Annotated in this window: 4 protein-coding genes and 1 pseudogene; 2 read left to right on the top strand and 3 right to left on the bottom strand. The window is 52.8% G+C overall.

From position 1 onward, the window contains the following. Nucleotides 1-11 precede the first annotated feature (11 nt). Both HOV93_RS18890 and HOV93_RS18885 read left to right on the top strand, forming a co-directional pair. Nucleotides 12-15,932 carry a choice-of-anchor D domain-containing protein gene (locus tag HOV93_RS18890; protein ID WP_207398094.1) on the top strand — a complete coding sequence of 5,307 codons (15,921 nt, stop codon included), beginning with the start codon at nt 12-14 and terminating at the stop codon, nt 15,930-15,932. Further along, nucleotides 15,933-16,307 carry a hypothetical protein gene (locus tag HOV93_RS18885; protein WP_207398093.1) on the top strand — a complete coding sequence of 125 codons (375 nt, stop codon included), beginning with the start codon at nt 15,933-15,935 and terminating at the stop codon, nt 16,305-16,307. It begins immediately after the preceding gene. A gap of 358 nt (nt 16,308-16,665) precedes the next feature. Here HOV93_RS18885 and HOV93_RS26480 read toward each other — a convergent pair. The 3 genes and pseudogenes from HOV93_RS26480 to HOV93_RS18870 all read right to left on the bottom strand — a co-directional run. Continuing rightward, nucleotides 16,666-16,946: pseudogene (locus tag HOV93_RS26480) on the bottom strand (transposase); the annotation flags it as partial. Between the two features lie 173 nt (nt 16,947-17,119). Continuing rightward, nucleotides 17,120-17,872 carry a polysaccharide pyruvyl transferase family protein gene (locus HOV93_RS18875; RefSeq protein WP_207398092.1) on the bottom strand — a complete coding sequence of 251 codons (753 nt, stop codon included), beginning with the start codon at nt 17,870-17,872 and terminating at the stop codon, nt 17,120-17,122. A 21-nt stretch (nt 17,873-17,893) separates the two neighbouring features. Next, nucleotides 17,894-19,096 carry a glycosyltransferase gene (locus HOV93_RS18870; protein WP_207398091.1) on the bottom strand — a complete coding sequence of 401 codons (1,203 nt, stop codon included), beginning with the start codon at nt 19,094-19,096 and terminating at the stop codon, nt 17,894-17,896. Nucleotides 19,097-19,256 lie beyond the last annotated feature (160 nt).

Genomic DNA, 19,256 nt, shown 5'->3' with positions numbered 1-19,256 from the left:
CGATCGAAACCTTGGAAGTACGAAAGCTGCTCGCCGCAGACATCCTCTCCCAAGAGAACAACGATACGATAAGTTCCGCACAGGCAGCGAACATTGCTACAAGCACGGAGTTTGTCATCGAAGGCTATATCGGTGACGGCGCCTACGGCACGGCCGATGTGGACATGTTCCAGATCACCTTGGCACCAGGCGAGACCTTGTCCGCCGATATCGACAGCTACGTCCTGGACGATGGTACGAACTGGAGTTACGGGGGCTACTCCCACCTGCGACTGTTCGATAGCTACGGCGGCGAAGTGGCCGACTCGTACTACTACGAGACGAACGATCCCGACTCCGGCTACGGTGGTGATCCCGTTCTGGAGTACACCTCGGCCTACGGTGGTACGTACTACCTGGGTGTCTCCTCCGATGGCAACGATGCGTACGATTCGTCCTACGGCGGGTCCGGCTATGGCGGATCCGCCTTCGACTACCAGCTGGAACTCAACGTTGACGATGGGTACGGCGGCGCTCCGGAGATCGACGTTTACAACGACCAGTATGGCGGCAGCATCATTCTCGATGACTATGGTAGCTACGCCTTTGGGACGACCGACCTGGGGACCGATCTTACCCGCACCTTCCGTGTTACCAACAGCGGAACTGACACACTGACCCTCGGTTCGATCAGTACGACCTCTTCGTTCAGCGTCGATTCGTCCTTCAGCTCTACTTCCCTGGGACCCGGTGACGAAGCAACTTTCACGATCCGCTTCGATGCTGACAGCGTGGGAACGTTCAACGGAACGATCAGCTTCAGCACCAACGACAGTGACGAGAACCCGTTCAACTTCGACCTGAGTGGTACGGTCACATCCTCGGATATCGGCGACACGCGTGGCACGGCCCAGTCGGTTGGCCTGACGCCTGGCACGCAGACTCAGATCGATTCGAAGATTGGCGACGGTGCCTATGGTACGGCCGATGTGGACATGTTCCAGGTCACGCTTAACGCTGGCGAGACCCTTTCGGCCGACATCGACAGCTACGTGCTGGACGACGGGACAAACTGGAGTTACGGGGGCTACTCCCATCTCCGACTGTTCGATAGCTACGGCGGAGAGGTGGCTGACTCGTACTACTACGAGACCAACGACCCCGACTCGGGCTACGGTGGTGATCCATTCATGGAGTACACCTCAGCCTACGGCGGGACGTATTACCTGGGCGTCTCCACCGATGGCAACGACTTCTATGACCCTGATTACGGTGGTTCCGGCTATAGCGGGTCGTCCTTCGACTACCAGTTGGAATTGAACATCGAAGATGCTTTCACCGGATCTCCCGAGATCGACGTCAATAACGACCAGTATGGTGGTAGTGTCATCTTAGATGACTACGGCAGCTATGCCTTTGGAACAACCGACCTGGGCACTGATCTAACTCGTACTTTCCGCGTGAAGAACAGTGGAACTGACACGCTAACGCTTGGTTCAATCACCACCACATCGTCGTTCAGCGTTGATTCGTCTTTCGGCTCCACGTCGTTGGCACCCGGTGCGTACACGACCTTTACGATCCGCTTCGATGCCGACAGCGCGGGTGCGTTCAATGGCAGTGTCGCCTTTAGCACCAATGACTCCGACGAGAACCCGTTCAATTTCGACTTGAGCGGGAGCGTGACATCGTCCTCCGATATCGGCGATACGCGCAGTACGGCCCAGTCGGTCAGCCTGACTCCAGGCGTTCAGACCCAGATCGATTCGAAGATTGGCGATGGCTCCTACGGCACGGCCGACGTGGACATGTTCCAGATCACACTGGCCGCCGGCGAGACCCTTTCGGCCGACATCGATAGCTACGTGTTGGACGATGGGACAAACTGGAGTTACGGCGGCTACTCTCATCTCCGACTATTCGACAGCTATGGCGGCGAAGTGGCGGATTCCTACTACTACGAGGCGAATGATCCCGACTCTGGTTATGGTGGCGACCCGGTTCTGGAGTACACGTCGGCCTACGGCGGTATCTACTATTTGGGTATCTCTTCGGACGGGAATGACTCGTACGATTCGGGCTACGGTGGTTCCGGCTACGGGGGATCTTCGTTCGATTACCAACTGGAACTCAACATCGACGATGGGTACGGAGGGTCACCGGAAATCACGGTGTACGATGATGAATACGGTGGCAACTCAATCGTCGATGGATCTGGAAGTTTCGCGTTTGGTACAACAGATGTAGGAAATCCCGTCACGCAGACCTTTCGTGTAACAAATGATGGAGACGCCCCGCTTACGTTGGGCAACATCATTCTTCCGATTGGCTTTGGTGTCTATTCCGGCTTCGGCACGACCACTTTGTCTCCCGGGCAAAGCACGACCTTTCAACTTCGGTTGGCGGCAGCCAATCCCGGTAACTACGGAGGATCTATAAGCTTTGAGACCAATGATAGTGACGAGGATCCATTTGATTTTATTGTCTCTGGTGTCGTTGATGAATATGGTGGTGAACCGGAAATTACGGTTCTGGATGAATTACAGGCGTCCGTTACCGACGATGTCTCAACGGTTGACTTTGGTTCGACCGATGTCGGTACGCCAATCGATCAAGTCTTCACCATTCACAACGATGGGGACGATGATTTAACACTGAACTCTTCGAGCATGGCGGTCCCATCAGGATGGCAGGTCACCCAGAACTTCTCAACCACTGTGACTCCTGGCAACTCGACGAGCTTTACACTTCGCTTCCTGGCTACCGCTGCCGGGACCAGTTCCGGGACTGTCTCGTTCCTCAACAACGATATCGATGAAGGAACGTTCTCGTTCGATGTCACTGCCGTTGCCAATGTGGTCAGCGCACCTGAACTTACCGTGCTAGAGAGTGGTTCTTCGCTCCAATCTGGAAATTCCAAGGTTGATTTCGGCAACGTCTCGGAACATGAATTCGCAACGCGAACCATCGAAATCCGTAACGACGGCACACAGACGCTTACGCTGGATACGGGATCGATTCAAGTTCCGAGTGGGTACCAGGTCGTAACCCTGCCAGCCAGTTCGGTTGCATCGGGCAGTTCAACCACCCTGGTCTTGAAGCTCGCCTCGACTACTCTTGGCGATTTCAGCGGTGCCATCCAGTTCACGTCCAATGATTCGGACGAATCTCCCTTTAGCTTTGACGTAACTGGCGATGTCGTTGCTCACGTACCAGATATGAGCATCAATGATCAGTACACCCAGGAAGGGAATACAGCCACCTTCACGGTCACCCTCTCCGATACTTCCAGCGCCACAATCAGCGTCGATTACGCGACGATCGCGAACACCGCAACCGCAGGTGTGGACTATACCCACGTATCAGGTACGCTCACGTTCCTGCCCGGTGAAACGACCAAGACGATAGAAGTACCCATTCTTTCCGATACAGACTCTGAATCGGAAGAGCTCTTCTCCGTACAACTGTCCAATGTCAGCGGTGCCAATCTGCTGGGCGCAGTCGGGGAAGGTCACATCCTAGACTATTTGCCCCCGAACGAGGCTCCGACCGTTGCCTCCCCACTGGCAGACCTAACTATCGATGAGGATTCGGCGACAACCGTTGTTGAATTAGGTAATGTCTTCGACGATGCCAACCTAATCTATGGTGATGTACTTACTTATTCCGTCGTGTCGTCCGATACGGATTTGGCAAGCATAACCATTGTCGGCAGTGAGCTACGTATCGCGCCCAATCCTGATCAAAACGGCACTGCTACGGTCACCGTTACGGCCACCGACTCCGAAGGACTGCAAGTCAGCGATTCCTTCTTACTGAACGTCACACCGGTCAATGACTCCCCCGAGCGAAGTGGTTTGGTTCCAGACTTGTTCGCGACGATGAACGACGATCCTGTCGTCGTCGATTTATCTGAATTTCTAACCGATGTTGACGATAGCCTGACTTATTCCGCCACAACGCCTGACGGCGACCTCGTCGCAACGTCGGTTACTGGCAGCGAATTGACCGTCACACTATTAGCTGACCAATTCGGCACGGCCGAAATCACAGTGACGGGAACCGATTCTCAAGGGTTGACGACCGAAGATACCTTCCGAGTTGTGATCACCCGTACCAATGCAGTGCCGACGGTTGTCTCTCCAATCGCCAACATGAATGTCGACGAAGACTTCTCGACGATTTCAGTTGACCTTTCGACCGTCTTCGGCGATTCGGATCTTATCAATCTTTCAGACTCTCTCACTTATCAGCTACGCCAAAACGACAACGACTTGGAGGCAGATAAGCTCAGCATCATTGATGCTTATATCTCACAAGGCAATCTAATCCTAACGCCTGCCCCTGGGGTTGCAGGCCAGGCCACCCTGACAGTCCGTGCGACCGATGAATTTACGGAGTTCGTGGATGAGACGTTCACGATCATTGTGAATGCCATTAACGACGCGCCTGAGGTCGTTTCGCCAATCAGCGATCAAGCGAGCGTCATGAATGGTGACCCGCTCACGTTTGATCTTGGTACCGTCTTCACGGACAAGGATTTGGACACGACCGGCGATAGTCTTACCTATTCTGTCGCCGACAATACGAACGCTACGGTTGTCAGTGCGTCAGTTAGCGAAGGCGTCTTGACTCTGACACCTCTGACCGATCAATACGGTGATTCTACGCTCACGATTCGAGCCACGGATGCAGCAGGTGCGTATGTCGACCACGTCTTCGATATGAGCGTCGCCTATCAAGAGCAGGCACCCACCGTCGGAAATGCCATAAGCGATATGGCCTTCACCGAGGATGGCGTGCCTGTGCTCCTCGATCTGAGCTCCGTTTTCTCGGACGCAGACATCGCCATTACCGGTGACTCGCTCACGTATTCGTTTTCGTTGGCGGGCGACGAGATCGTCTCGGTCGAATTAATCGATGATCAGCTGACTTTGACCCCCATTTCTGATGCCTCCGGAGTTTCCTCAATTACCGTCACGGCGACGGATACTGCAGGCAACTTGATATCCGATACTTTCGACTTCACATTGACTCCGGTTGACGACTTACCGCAAGTCCTGGTCGATCCGCTTACGTTGACCTATTCCGAAGGCGTTCTCTATTCGCTCGTCGACCTGACGAATATCTTGCAGGACCCCGATGTCCCCTGGTCACAAGACACGGTTGCATATTCCGTTGAGGCGAACGACAACTCCGCACTCGCTGCCACAACAATCACCGGGGGTGAGTTGCGTCTGGACTTTACTGCAGATACGACAGGAACTGTCAACCTGACACTGCGAGCGACCGACGGCAACAGTCAGTACGTGGAAACGACTTTGAGTATTGTGATCGAAGCGGAAGCCACGTCATTCGTTGGTCAAATCCGCGACGTGGAACTGGTGAATGACACTGGAAGCTCTTCCGACAAGATCACTTCAAATGCGGGTGTCGTGGGCGAAGTCTATGGCGTGAACCAGGATTACCAGGTCGTCGTCGAATTTGATCACAACAATGATGGCATCGCCGAAGGCACGGAGATTCTTGAGCGACCGGAAACGATTCCCGTCGACTACTTTGTCTACGATCCTCGCACGACAGATGAAACGCTTGAAGACTACTACGGAGCACTAACGCTACGATACCGATCGGCCTTGATCGACGATCTGGACATTGTGACGACCTATCTAGCATGGGATTCGTTTGCCTACGACATCGTCGCTCCGAATGCCAGTTTCGTCACCTCGTCAATCGGGCTAGTTAACGATACCGGTACCAACACCTCGGACAAGGTCACCACTGATGCTGAACTGGAAGGAACCGTCGCCAACCATCCTTACGCCCAGGTAGAACTCGACCTGAACGGCGACGACGTCGCCGACGAAACGGTGTTCGCCGATGAAGAAGGAAACTGGTCGACCGTTCCGCTTCTGACCGCCTACGGTGCGATTACGATTGGCCACCGAACACGACACTGGGACTCGGAATCCGCGACGTTTGTCGCAGGTCCCTGGAATGATTTTGCCTTTACACTCGAACCTGATGCTGCACCAGAGATCGAGAACTTCTGGCTGCTGGAAGAGGCCTTGGACGATGAGCCGGACGGAAGCCCGTATGTCACCTCAAGTCCCGTCCTAGTGGGCAACCTGTTGGAACCAGTCGTTGAAGAAACTATTGAAGAAGGAACGGAAGAATCCGATCTCCCGATTGATTCCTTGCAAATCATCAGCGATCTGGCCTATCTGGAGATTGAGGTGGATCTAGATGGCGATGGAAACGCCGATGTTTCTGTCTTTACTGATGAAAATGGTGCGTTCACCTATGCCCCGAAGGGCTTGTCCGACGGCAGCAATACGATTCAAGCACGAAGCGTACGAATCGACTGGCGTACTGGCCAAAACGTCTACGGAACTTGGAAATCTTACACTTTCGAGTTCGCATCCGCTCCGATTCCCGAAGTAGAACAGCTTCGCCTGGCAAACGACACAGGCTCAAGCAACACGGACCAAGTCACTGAGGACACAACGCTGACCGGAAGGCTGTCCTTCATCGCAGGGCTACCCGTCGGAGGCGAATTCGTTGAGTTCGATCACGACGGCGACGATATCATCGATGGATTAGCCGAAATCCAGACCGATGGGACCTTCACGTATCTTCCTCCTGGCCTTGCAGCAGGCAATCATACTATCCGTGCCCGAGTAACTGTCTGGAGTGATAACGATCAAGATTTTGTGGGAGGAACCTGGACTTCGATCTCTATCGAAAAATTCATCCCCGTGAACACGCCCGCAACTATCGCCGAGTTTAGGCTCTTTAATGACAACGGCGTCGATCCCGCTGACGGCATTTCGACCGATCCAGCTGTCGCTGGCCTCATCTCGAACGATGAGGGTGTCAGCTACATGAGTGTCGAATTCGACCACGACGGCGACGGAGTCGTTGACGGTCGCACAACAGCTGAAGAGAACGGCGAGTTCGTCTACGTTCCGCTCGGAGTGGGCCAGGGAACGCACACCATCAATGCTCGCGTGCGAGAGTGGGACTACTACGCACAAGCATTCATCTATGGCACTTGGGAACCCACCACATTCACGATCGCGCAGCCTGTCAACGACGTTGCAGCTATCACGTCTTTAGGACTGTTAAGCGATACTGGTACATCCAGCAGCGACAACACGACCGCCAATGCTTCCTTGGTGGGCACTGTCGCAAATGTCGAAGGTGTTTCCGGCCTGGAAATTGAATTTGACCAAGATAACGATGGAACGGCAGACGATCGTGTATTCACGGATTCAGTTGGGAATTTCTATGTAGATCCTTATTTGCTTGACTTCGGCACGCATACGTTCCAGGCTCGGGTCAAAGAGTGGGACCACTATGCCGGCACGTACCTGACCAGTGGTTGGACCAGCATAACGATTGTTTATGAAGATCAGGTCAACTCGGCAGCCGAAATCATTGCCCTAGGCGTATCTGGTGCCGAAGACATAAATGGCACACTTACTTCAGCGAGTACCCTGATTCAGGGGCAAATCCGTAATGAAAGTCAACTGGCCGGGATCACCATCGAGATTGACACCGATGGCGATGGGACCACCGATGCCTATGCTCAAACGGATCAACGCGGTCGCTTCGAGTATCAATTGCCCACCCCGGCCGCAGGCTCCGTATCGCTAGATATGCGAACGCGTGAATTCGATTGGGAGACTGGCAGTGAGCTGATAGGAAGCTGGCAGTCTCTGACCTTTGACTTCGCCCCTGATCTGAATGAGGCCGCGGAACTTGTTGATGTGTCTCTGGTAAACGATACCGGCGAACTTTCCGACGACTTGATCACTACCGATTCATCCATTCGCGGTCGGATCACCAATGACGGTGCTCTCGATGGTCTTCAGGTCCAGGTCGATATCAACGGTGATGGCATCTTCGACCAGACTGCGACGACGAACGTGGATGGTGAATTTCAATTAGACGTTGTCGGCCTGACGCCTGGCGAGCACACTCTGAAGCTTCGCGTCAAAGAGTACAATGAACAAAACGTCGCTCTCTATAGCGACTGGACCGCGTTCAATTTTGAGCTGGAAGCAATCTCCCTGACCAATCAAAGCGGCGTCGATGCCTTGGGGCTGTTAAACGATACAGGCTTGAGCGATGGGGACTTGTCCACGGCAGATGCTACATTGAGCGGAATGCTTTCTGGCGGCCTGGGGACAGGCAATATCACGATTGAATTCGATCACGATGGCGACGGTATCATCGACGGAACCACCACGTCCCAGTCCGGCGGAATGTTCCAGTACCTGCCCTCGAATCTCGAATCCGGCTACCAGAGTATTCAAGCCCGAATCGCTGGCGGCGGGGAATGGAGAACGATGGAGTTCGTTGTCTCCGACATGCCTGATAGCACGGAAGCCCAAGACCTGGCTAGTTCAATCTTTAACTACCAATCCGCATTCGACCAAATCCAGGTCGATTACCAATCTGCCTTAGACAACATCTCGATCGACTATTCGTCACGTATCGCCGGTGCGGTTGACAGCTACGATTCGGCCATCGCAACAGCGACAGGCTCCTACGATGACGCCATCCAATCAGCCGACAGCCAGTTTGATTCAGTCTTATCGCAGGCCAAGGCACAACTACTCGCGGCTCAAGCGGCAGCCAACGCCCAGTTCCAGATCGACATGGCGAATTTTACTGGGGATAAGACCCAGTTTGAGTTCAACGGCTTCTCGGTGCCTGATGCGATTCAATTCGCCAGTGCGAATGTCCCAGCCAATTCCGAGATGCCGACAGCACCAACTTATGGCTCGGAACCGAAGCCGTACTACTACGAAGTCGACCAAGATCCCTTGGTCAAAGAGGCACTCGCAAATCAGAACACAAATCGCATCCTTGAGACAAAAGAGAGCTTCCGTGTTCTAAAACAGGCAGAGACCACTATCCAACAGCAAGCTGCCAACGGATTAGCTACGGTAATTACTTCTTCACGTGTTGCTCTCAACGAAGCCTTGAGAGACGGCAAGATTCAGCAAAAGGCCAATGAAAGTGAATCCAATCCGGAAAAGGCCGATGCGATCTCCGAATTCCAACACGAAAGTGCGGCCACAAATGCAATTGACGAATACGGCTATTTTTCACCCGATGAAGATTCTGCCTGGAACTACCAAAATACCCTTACAGAGTTTCCTCATTTAGTGGAAGACGATTCACTTTACGACAAGTTGTACTTCGTCGCACTTTACAACTTTGTGGATCCGATCTTCCAAGACGAGTGGAATGAAGCCTTGGCATCGTACAATGCCGTCGCCGGCTCCGAGACAGATCCAGATATCCTTAGTTCAATGCGAGTCACATTTTGGAAAGACCTAGACTCGCGAGCAAATCAGTTGCGGCTGTCATTTATCGACGAGCTGGAGGAGTTTCAAAATGAAATCGCTCGCAAACGACATGAGCTGAAGAAGGACTTAATTCGCCACAAGGCCAAACTTGATCAGAAGTTGATCAAGTCACAGGCCGAAGAAGAGATTCGCAAAGTTGAATCGGAATTTTCTGCTACGTCAGCACAGACAGATATGGAGAATGCCGTCGCACGTACTCAGCTTCAAAACGAGATTACAACTTCATCGGAGAAAATAGATGCGACGATTCAATATCAGTCAGCATTAAATGACGCCCAGCACGACGCGCAATCATCCGCTTCCAGCGCTAGAGTTAACGCTATCTTGATTCAAACGACAGCCGATGGCTCACTTCAAGCAAGTTACCAAGCAGGACAAGCTCAGCAAGAAGCAAGTTATAACACGCAATTACGAGCCGAAGTACAGCAGTACCAAAATGCATCCTCACTCTCAAAGGCGACAACAAATGCGGAAATCACGAACTTGCGTCAAGCAGGCCTAGCAGAACAGTCCGCTTCAAGAGATACGACGTCCAACGAGTCGAACGACGACATGAAGGACGCGATCATTGACCTCATCAATGCGAATGAGGAATTTCGAACCTCAGAGATTAAGCTCTATCGGGACTATGAACTCGCATTAGAGGATGCCAATCTAGACCATGTCCTCGATCGCATTTCTCTATATGCTCAGGAGCAGCGAGATCGCTCTCAATTCGATTCTGACCAAGCGCAAAACAGCTACCTTTGCGAAAACACATATGCCCCCGAGATCCCTGAATCTCCCGGCGGCAATGGTTACATGGGTTGCTCAACTTGGGATGGAATGGGTGAGTTTTACGCAATCTCTGTGAGGTACTTGGGGGGAATCGAATCGGCAAAGACCGATGCCGACGTCGCGGAGCTAGACGCCATGTTGGACTATTACAACGGAAGCAGCTCTTCCGGTGAAGGCGATTCCACACAGGGCTACTACGCCTTGCTGGCAAACTATCAAAACAAAGTCATCGACATCACATCCGATTACCAGAAAAGTGTTTTGTCAGCTCAAAACAATGAAGCTGAGTCAAATGAGGAAGTAGATTCAGAAACAGAAAAGTCAGTCCAGCAGCTGCAACTAAACCACAGATTGGCGGAAGTGAACGTTAAACATACGCTCTCAATCAATCAAGCCGGCCTAGATGTGTCTCATCAATCGGAGTTGATATCACTGCAAGAGAGCTTCCGATCGAATCGAATGACCGCGCATCGGTCAGACTTGGAGGCATTTAACCAGCAGCACAATAGTGCCTGGTCTCAGATGCAGCTCGATAACTTAGACTCATACGAAACCAACATCGCTGATAGCGTCGATTCCGCTATTGACGGCTTGATGAACCAACTGGCAGGCTTTGCTGAAACACTCTCCAATGCGATCGCCGATGCTGAAAAGACTCGCGCGGAAAGCTCTGAATCTGATGTTTCCAACGCAAACTCAGAAGCAAGGGAGGCAAGCCGAGAAAGCAATTCGGCAGCACGCAGGTTGGCCGCCAGCTTTGCGACGAAAATGATCGATCATCAAGCAACTCACGACAAGGCATTAAACGACGCCCAGGCAGCCCTAGATTCAGCTCAACAAGCCGCAAGCATTGAGTACCACAAGAGCGTCCTACAAAATGCATTATCACCGAAACTTTTAAATCTTGAATGGGTGTATCAAGTCCCTGGCAATCCACCCTCGGAAACCGTCGCTGATGCGGTTGCCACCCAGTTCGAGAACGATCTCGACGCCAAAGAGGACTACTCCATCACCGCGTCTTCGGCCACCAAGGACCACGTTCACGCCGTCGAGGATGCCAACGTTGCCCTGGCCAATAGCTACAAGACCGAGGCCACGCAGTATGCCTCCGATGGCAAGAGCAACTCCGATTCGCTCCGCGAGTCTATGGCAGGCATCATCAAATCGCTTGGCGGTAAGCTAATCGGGCATTCCAAGACGGCCGCCAATGCCGCGGCCAATGCCGAAAAGAACTACACCGTCGACAGTCAACAGGCCGAGACCGACCTGTACGATGACATCACCCCCGCTCAGAACACCCATAACCAAGATGTACTCGTCAACCAGAACAACTTTTCCCTCGGCTTCTTTACGGATTTCGTCAATCAGTTGACCAACGCCGGAGCATCCGCCGGGGCGATCCTCAACGCCCAGGCCGAACAGAACCTCGTCCAGGCCAGTAACGCCAGCAGCGAGGGCTACAGCACCGCCATGAACGCGGCGATCACGGCCCTCGTCTCGGGCATGGGCTCCACCGCCAACACCTACGTCAGCGGCCTGGCCAGCGCCGCCCAGTCGATGGCCCAGGGCCAAATCGCCTCCTCATCCGCCTACGCCACGGCGGCATCCGCCGCCAGCATCGATGCCGAAAAAGGGGCCGGCGACGCCGAGTCCGAATTCGCCCACGCCGAATACCTGGCCTACCTGGACGCCATGGTAGCGCAGGTCCAAGCAGAGGCCACCGCTGCAAAGTCCAACGCCGATGCTGACCACATCTGGGTGACGACGGTTGCTCCTTTTAAGAAGGCTCGTGATCTGGCCGTCCACAACGGCACCTCAGAGACAGACGCCGATCAACAGTTCAACTCAAGCAAGGAATCCGCCGACACTGCCCACGAAAATGCCTACAAGACGAATGGCCAGACACAGATCGAAGCGGTCGGTAATGCAGTTGTCAGCTATGCAACGGCATACCAGGGAGCATTGACCACACGTGCATCGGCGGTGGGGCAGGTCGAAACGGGTTTGGTTTCTGCCATGAACCAAGCAGCTTCGACTGCTTTACAGCGCGTTAACTCTGCCTCTTCTGCAACTTTGGGCAAAGTTAAATCTGCTGAATCCCAGCAGGCTTCTGGACTACAGAACACTTTAGAGACCTATTCTCTGGCTAGCAACAACGCAGAGATAGGCCGGCTAACCGCAAGACAGCCAGCCATTCTCGCCTACGCCGCCAACACCACCACTGCTCAGTTTACGGAACATATTGCGACGTCAAATACCCAGTTAGCCAAGAGCGACGCCTACCTATCAGCCAATCCAGGTGCCCGTGCAAGTATTGAGAACGCTTTAGCTCAAGGTAATGCGGCGTTTATTGCTGCCAATGAGTCAATTGCGCTCCAGCGAGTACAGGGCATTGTTACCGCTCAAACGAACAACGAACTAGCAAACGTTAACCTCAGTGCTTCTCTACAAACATCGGTATCGAACTTATCGGATTCGTACGATGGATCTGTACGATCAGCAAGTAGCCAACTTGAGTCAGCGGTCCAGGCAAAAAGTTCCAGCTATGTCGAAAGCTTGCTTTCTGCGCGAGGAACCTTTGAGAACGGTCGTGCCGAGGCGAACAGCAGCATCGGTACGACGATGGCTGAAGACTATGGGCAATACCTTATTGACGTTGCTACAGCATGGAAAACGTTCCAAGCCGAAACATTCGATGAGAATCCATCCGCGGAATCCAACTTTGATTCGGCATTGTTGAACGCCGATTTAGCTCAAATAACGAATACTGCAGAGGCTAGCCTAACATGGTCGACTACCGTCAGTGGTAAACTTGGCGATTTCAATTCAACAAGTGTGTCGGCAAAAACAGGCCTACTCAAGAGCAACGCGACTGCCAGTAAGATGTTTGCAACGAATGTCGCTGGTAAAAGGAAGGATTTGGAGATCGGTCTGTACTCTAACCTCAATTCATCTAATCTCGCCGCTATGACCGAAGAGATGAACTATGCTAGTGCTGAAGTTGCTTCGTTCGGAATATTCATCTCGCAGCAGGCCAGCAGCCAGCAAACGGCAGTCGCGGGAATCCATTCCGAATTGTCGTTGCCGTACACTCAGACTTTGGTTGACAGAGCGAATGCCCAAGTCAATGCGACAAACGCGTTGACATCTCTACAAAACCAACTCTACGCAGACGCGACAATTGCGGCGACATCTACCGCACAAGCGAATCAGTCGGCAGCCGGAGCGGCTTCCCAAACGACTTCACAAGCTGAGTATTCTTTCTCCATCGCTTTGGCGAATAGCGAGCATGCAAAACAGTCTGCAATCGCCGATAGCCTTGGTACTTCGGGCTCTCAGTTGGCACAAGCGATTGGCTCGTTTCAACAGTCCGCTGCTGAGGCCGAGAAGGACTTTCAAATTGCTGTTCAGACGGCGCAACGACAATTTGAAAATGATAACGATGAAACCGCACGCGATTCAGCGATTTCTGCCGCGTCTTCAGACCGCGAGGCAACCCTTGCTCAACTAAGTCAATCCTATATTTCCAGCGTCTTTTCCCTCGAGGGTAATCAAGCGACACAATTAGCTCGGGAACTCACGACCCATCAAAACAATGTTGGCCAGGCTTCCCAGCAAGCTGTTCAGAGTGTCTTTGGTGCGGCCACGACCCATGCCAATGTTACGTCAGGCAACGAGTCTCAACTGACGCAAGACATTGCTTCCTTAAGAAAAAGCTTTGCCCAGCAGCAAGCTTCCGCCAGCGAATCTGCGTTAATCGCTGAGCTTTCAAACAATACCGATCCATGGTCGGTTCGGCTCCTCGCTCAGGAAGCAGCCCGTCACGCAGCAGCCGATGCCATTTGGGCGGGCTACGAAGACTGGGCCAGTGCTCAAGCCGACGCGGATACCGAAAGTACGATCGACATGGCAGCCGCCGAAGCTGCTCAATTGCTCGCCCAATCGGAGGCGCAGATAAATCGCAACTTGCAAGAGATGCAGGCAAGAGAATTGGCCGTTGAAAGTACAGGTCAGGCCCGTGAACAAGAACAGCCTAGCGAGGCTGTCGCCGCCTCGGAAGGGGTCAGTCCTCCAACACCTGTCCAAGGCCCAGCCAATGCACCACAGATTCTCAACAAGAGTTCGCGAGAAGAGATCAAGACCTCAGAAGGAGTGTCCTCAGAGGTAGCAAGAAATATCGAACTTACTGGATTTGCAATAGAACTTCTGGGCCCTGAGTTGGGACGGACATTCGCTCAAAACCATGGACTCAGAAGCCTTGAACGTCTTAAGGCAATCGTAGACCACGGATGGTCAATCGAGGTTGGCGGTCCTCGCCAGTCAGTTGATTTGCAGATCGATTCTCATCCTCAAATAAAGACGATTCTTCTCGATACCTACATTGAGACAACGCATACTTCGCCTCAATTCCATAACACGACTAAAACCGCTACAGATATAAAGGAGCAAGCGAAACGGCTAAATCAACTGATCCGCGAAGACAAAGTTACCTACAATGGAAATGGGATTGGCAATGCTTTTGATGATCCAATAAAAGGGGCGGTTCATAGTTTCGGACAAAGTCCATTTGCGATCGCTGCTGTCGGCGTCGTGCCTGTCGTAGGCGAAGTCTCCGATATTTACGTAATGGCACACCCCGACTCCACCACATTTGAGCGTACGGTTGCTGCAGGAAGCCTTGGCGTAAACATCTTGACAGCAGGATTTCTGCCCAACTTTGGTGGTGTTGTCGGGAGAGTTGCAAGGTCTTCGGACGAGATCGCCGGTGCAGCGTCAGGTAGTACCCGTGCTGCTAATGAACTAGTGACAGACAGTATCGACACAGTGGGGGAGGTCGTAGAAACCCAGGCAAAACAAGTCCCCAATGCTGTAACGTCCACGGCAAAGTCTACGGAAAATGCCCTCGACGTCGTCGCTGGACAACTCCCAACTTGCTTTGTAGCTGGCACGCCAGTCTGTACTCCAAACGGTTCCAAGAACATCGAGAATCTGAAAGTTGGTGATGTAATTTGGACAAGACCTGAGGATGATCCATCTGCAAATATACGAGAAAGCTATATCGAAAGAGTATTTGAGCTCGCTGGCACAATCCTGGAACTAAGAGTAAACGGTCATTTGATCGAGACGACTTCTGAACACCCGTTTTATGTCGTCGGAGATGGCTGGAAACCCGGACATCAGTTGGAACCTGGCGATCGACTTGCTGGGTTAAGTGAGGATTCATCGCTTGTCGAATCAGTTACAGTTACGGAGCATCAGAAAAAGGTTTACAATTTACGAGTGGCAGAAGATCACACCTATTTCATTGGTGGCGACGACTGGGGCTTCGCCGTTTGGGTCCATAACAGTTATTCCGTAAAGCCGAATGCGAATGGAACGTTCGATATACTGGACGACGCCGGGAATGTTGTCAAAGACGGAATCTCTGACCTCCCTACGGCCAACAAATATATTCAAGCGTTTAACAATGGTGGAGTCAATTTTGCCGATGACTTCCATAGGAAGATTCACTCCGGGGATTATTACAGTGAGTTAGCCGGCAGGAAGATAACCAAAATTACCGCACTAAAAAACCAGTACCCAGACCTGGCGGAAATCCCTAATCAAATTGGCAGAAAGACGGACCCAAGCGTCCTTGCTCGAATCCAACAAAATGCAGAAGTTGCCTATGCAAATAAAGGGTTTGACATTATTCCAGACAACCGGTTTGGTGATGTAATACGCGTTCGAGATGGTTGGGTGACGTGGCTATATAGCCTGGATGGTACATTCAAGTCAGTAGTGGTGAATTAAGTGAATGTTTTTGACTCTTCTACCTGGAATACCCTTGATGACCATCCCGTTTTTCAGGCACTCAATGATCCCGATTGGCGGGAAAACTATCAAGAGGTAGGCGACTCACCGGATCTTGCACTTCGCGTTGTTCGAAATGCTACTGAACGAATTCGGACCTTATTTCCATTGGTTACCACCGAGTTAGTCGTCTTGGACAGCTTGGATTGGTTTGTAGAAATTGAGTCCCAAGAAATAGATGGTCAAATTGGACATTGCGATGATCAAACAGTTTACTTGCGACTACACATGAATGACAAAGATCCTCTCTACGAGGATAAAGTGCCATTAGAGTTGGTAACCAGCAGGATCATGGAGCATTTTGATCTAAAGTGATTTTCTGGCAAAGAAAAGTCGACGGGGCGGTTCTGTCGAATACTCAAGTCTACCAGTGAACCATAACATTTCGCGTCAGCACCACCAGGTGTATTTCTTTGTTGCGGATTTGTTCTGTTTTGACTCGGACGCAGATGCCTAGCCTACGTTTGATCATGCTCATGACGGTTTCAACTTGGCTTCGTTGGCGATCGATGTCGGCATCGAAGGTAGTGTCCGTCAGATGTGCACATTTGATTTAGCCTCCTGACGCTGGAATCTTTTTTGTCGCTCGCGACAAAAAAGATTTTCACGTTAAAGCTTCTCCCGCCTCCTGCGGTTCGTCGAGCCGGTCCATGTCCAGGTAACGTCGCGTGCCTCACTTGGTGCATGCGATGTGACGCAGCCGGGCCCAACATCGGGGAACGCTCCCACGACGCGTGTACGCCTGCGAATCTCTTTCATTATCCGCTCCAGCATGTTGTTGCTGCGTAGACGCGTCCAGTGCTCGCGGGGGAAGGCCATGTAGGCCAACGTTTCACTCACGTCTTCCCGGAAGCATTTGGCGGCCGCTCCGCGCCTCAGCGTGGTTAGCTTCTCGGTGACCAGTTCCGCCTTCTCTTTCGCCCCGGCCAGGTCTTCCTGGGCATGCACCGCTGGAATTGACCTGCAAACCGAACGCTCACAACGGTGGGCTAGGTTTTTGGGGCATTCCAGCGCAGCATCGAGCGAAACGCTTAGCTCATGCGTTCGACGGCTGAAGACGGCCTCTTCGAACGTGAGAGGGATACGAATCACAGCCCGCAACTTATTGTACAAAAAAGCACCTGGCTCTAAAACAACAATTCATCACCATCTGGAGCATCTGTCCAGCCGCATCCCAAATCCCTCAGCCAACACTCCCACATCCCACGATTCTTAGGCGTCTGATTCTCAAGCAAGACGGTCGGTACCTGATTCATCATGGCGGCGATCGCGAAATGCAGACGGTCGGTGACTACATGCTCAAATTGACCTGCAAATCGCACGTACTCGTTAGAAGACTTGGCGAATTGAATTGGATCGCCCAGGCTTCGGCTTTGATACTTTGAGCCGAGAAATCGCCCTTCGCCGTCCTTGCGCAGGAATAGCCCGCCTAGCTTGGTGGGCTTGTGTGGGATGTGCTGATAGCCGAGGGCCAAGTCAGGGGCGATACGAGCTTGGGGATAGAACTTCAGGCCGGATCGTTCCCGCAGGTAGACGGTGGCGCTACCAACCGGTTCGTGGGAGTACGCCGACTGAGGAAGAATGATCGCAGGCAACCCGGTGGCCAGTGCCGTCTGGCGTCGTCGCACTTCTCCATGATAATTGCTCCCCAGGTTACCTCCGCCGAATAGAAGCAGGGTATCGATTTCCGCGGATTCACCTGGTTCGACTGCTCGCCAGTTGATTTGGAAGTAGTCGAGCAACTGCCGCGTCGCTGCGTAGATCAGGCAGTCCCCCACATTCTGAGCGACGCCATCGACCAGCCCAACCCGCTTACCGGTCAGGGGGCCAAAGATCGGCTCAAAGCACATTGCTGGAATCAATCGCCGAGGAGAGCTCACGAGTCTATTACCACCAAAACGTTAGAGGAACTGCTTGATAATGCCTGTACATCGCTCCATTGCCTGTTCAGGCTCAAACTCCGCGTACTGCGCCGCGAATGTCTCGGCCTGATCACGAAACGAGCAGGACTTCATCATCGCCGATAACTGTTGAATGACTTGCTGAGTTTGATTGGGCACAGCATCGAGTGAAACGCCTAGTTCATGCGTTCGACGGCTGAAGACGGCCTGTTCAAATGTGAGAGGGATATGAAACACCGGCCGCCCGGCCAGGAGGAACTCACAGCAGGTTCCGTGATTTCCGTTCATGATCGCGAGGTCGCACGACTTGACTACGGTGGCCAGATCGAAATGGCGATCCGCCAGACGAACATTGGGTGGCAGCGACTGGCCTAGTTCCGCCGTATTCAGACCATCGCCAACAACAAGCGTCGAGCATCCCTGGCCCCCCAACCACCGCAGCAAATCCTTGATCGCCCGAAACGGTTTCAGATAGGCATAAACCTTCAGCCCTTCGCCGTCTGGCCAAAGAGTTTCAGCTGAGTCCCCCCCGCGAATCTGCTTCTTCGCTGACCAAGCCCCCAGGTACTCGCCGCCCTGGCGGTGCGGATAGTGATCGAGTTCCTGGAACGTAGTTAATAAGTTGGCCGTGACGTCGGAATAGATCTGGCCGATCCGGTCGATTTTGGGCTGTTGATTGCTTTGCAGAATGCCATTGATCCGGTTGACAAACTTTAGTTCGTTACTCGCTCGGTCTTCCTTCGGCAACGGCCGCCAGGGAGCCATTTCTCGCAGGGGGAATTCATCGACGGGACAGAAGAATCCGGTGCCGATGGTAAAGGAGGGAATCGAGAGCCCGCGTGAGGCGAGAATGCCCGTCGGAGCGTGATCGAGGACGAGGCAGTCGGGGCGAATCAAGTGATAAAGATTCCGCCAGGCCTGGACCATCGCTCTCAGTTCCTCTGGATCACCAAACCCCACATTCTGCAACAAATGCCCGAACGTGGCCGGGGAAGGGGTGTGGGGAATCGCTTTGCCAATCTTCACTGGTGCCTGATAAAGCTGAACGTCCAGATCGCCGAACGCCGCGCCCGCCCGAGCAAGGTCCTTCACGATCAACGTGATGCGATGCCCGGACGCCATCAAACGCTCGGCCACTGGACGAAACGGCCCCAAGTGCCCATAGCCTCCGCCCAACTCCCACCCAAAAACGATGTGCGCCACAACCTTGCTGCCTGATTATCGATTGTCAGTTTGCCTGCCAGTTGTTGATCAGACAGGGCGTTGAATTGATTACATTGAAGTTATCGAAAGGTATTAGCATACGAAACATGACCTGCCATCTCCAGGCAAAGGTTTGCGGTGTCGCCGTAGGCATGAAACC

This window comes from Bremerella alba, from assembly GCF_013618625.1.
Classification (GTDB): domain Bacteria; phylum Planctomycetota; class Planctomycetia; order Pirellulales; family Pirellulaceae; genus Bremerella; species Bremerella alba.
This window is presented reverse-complemented; position numbering and strand designations above follow the sequence as displayed.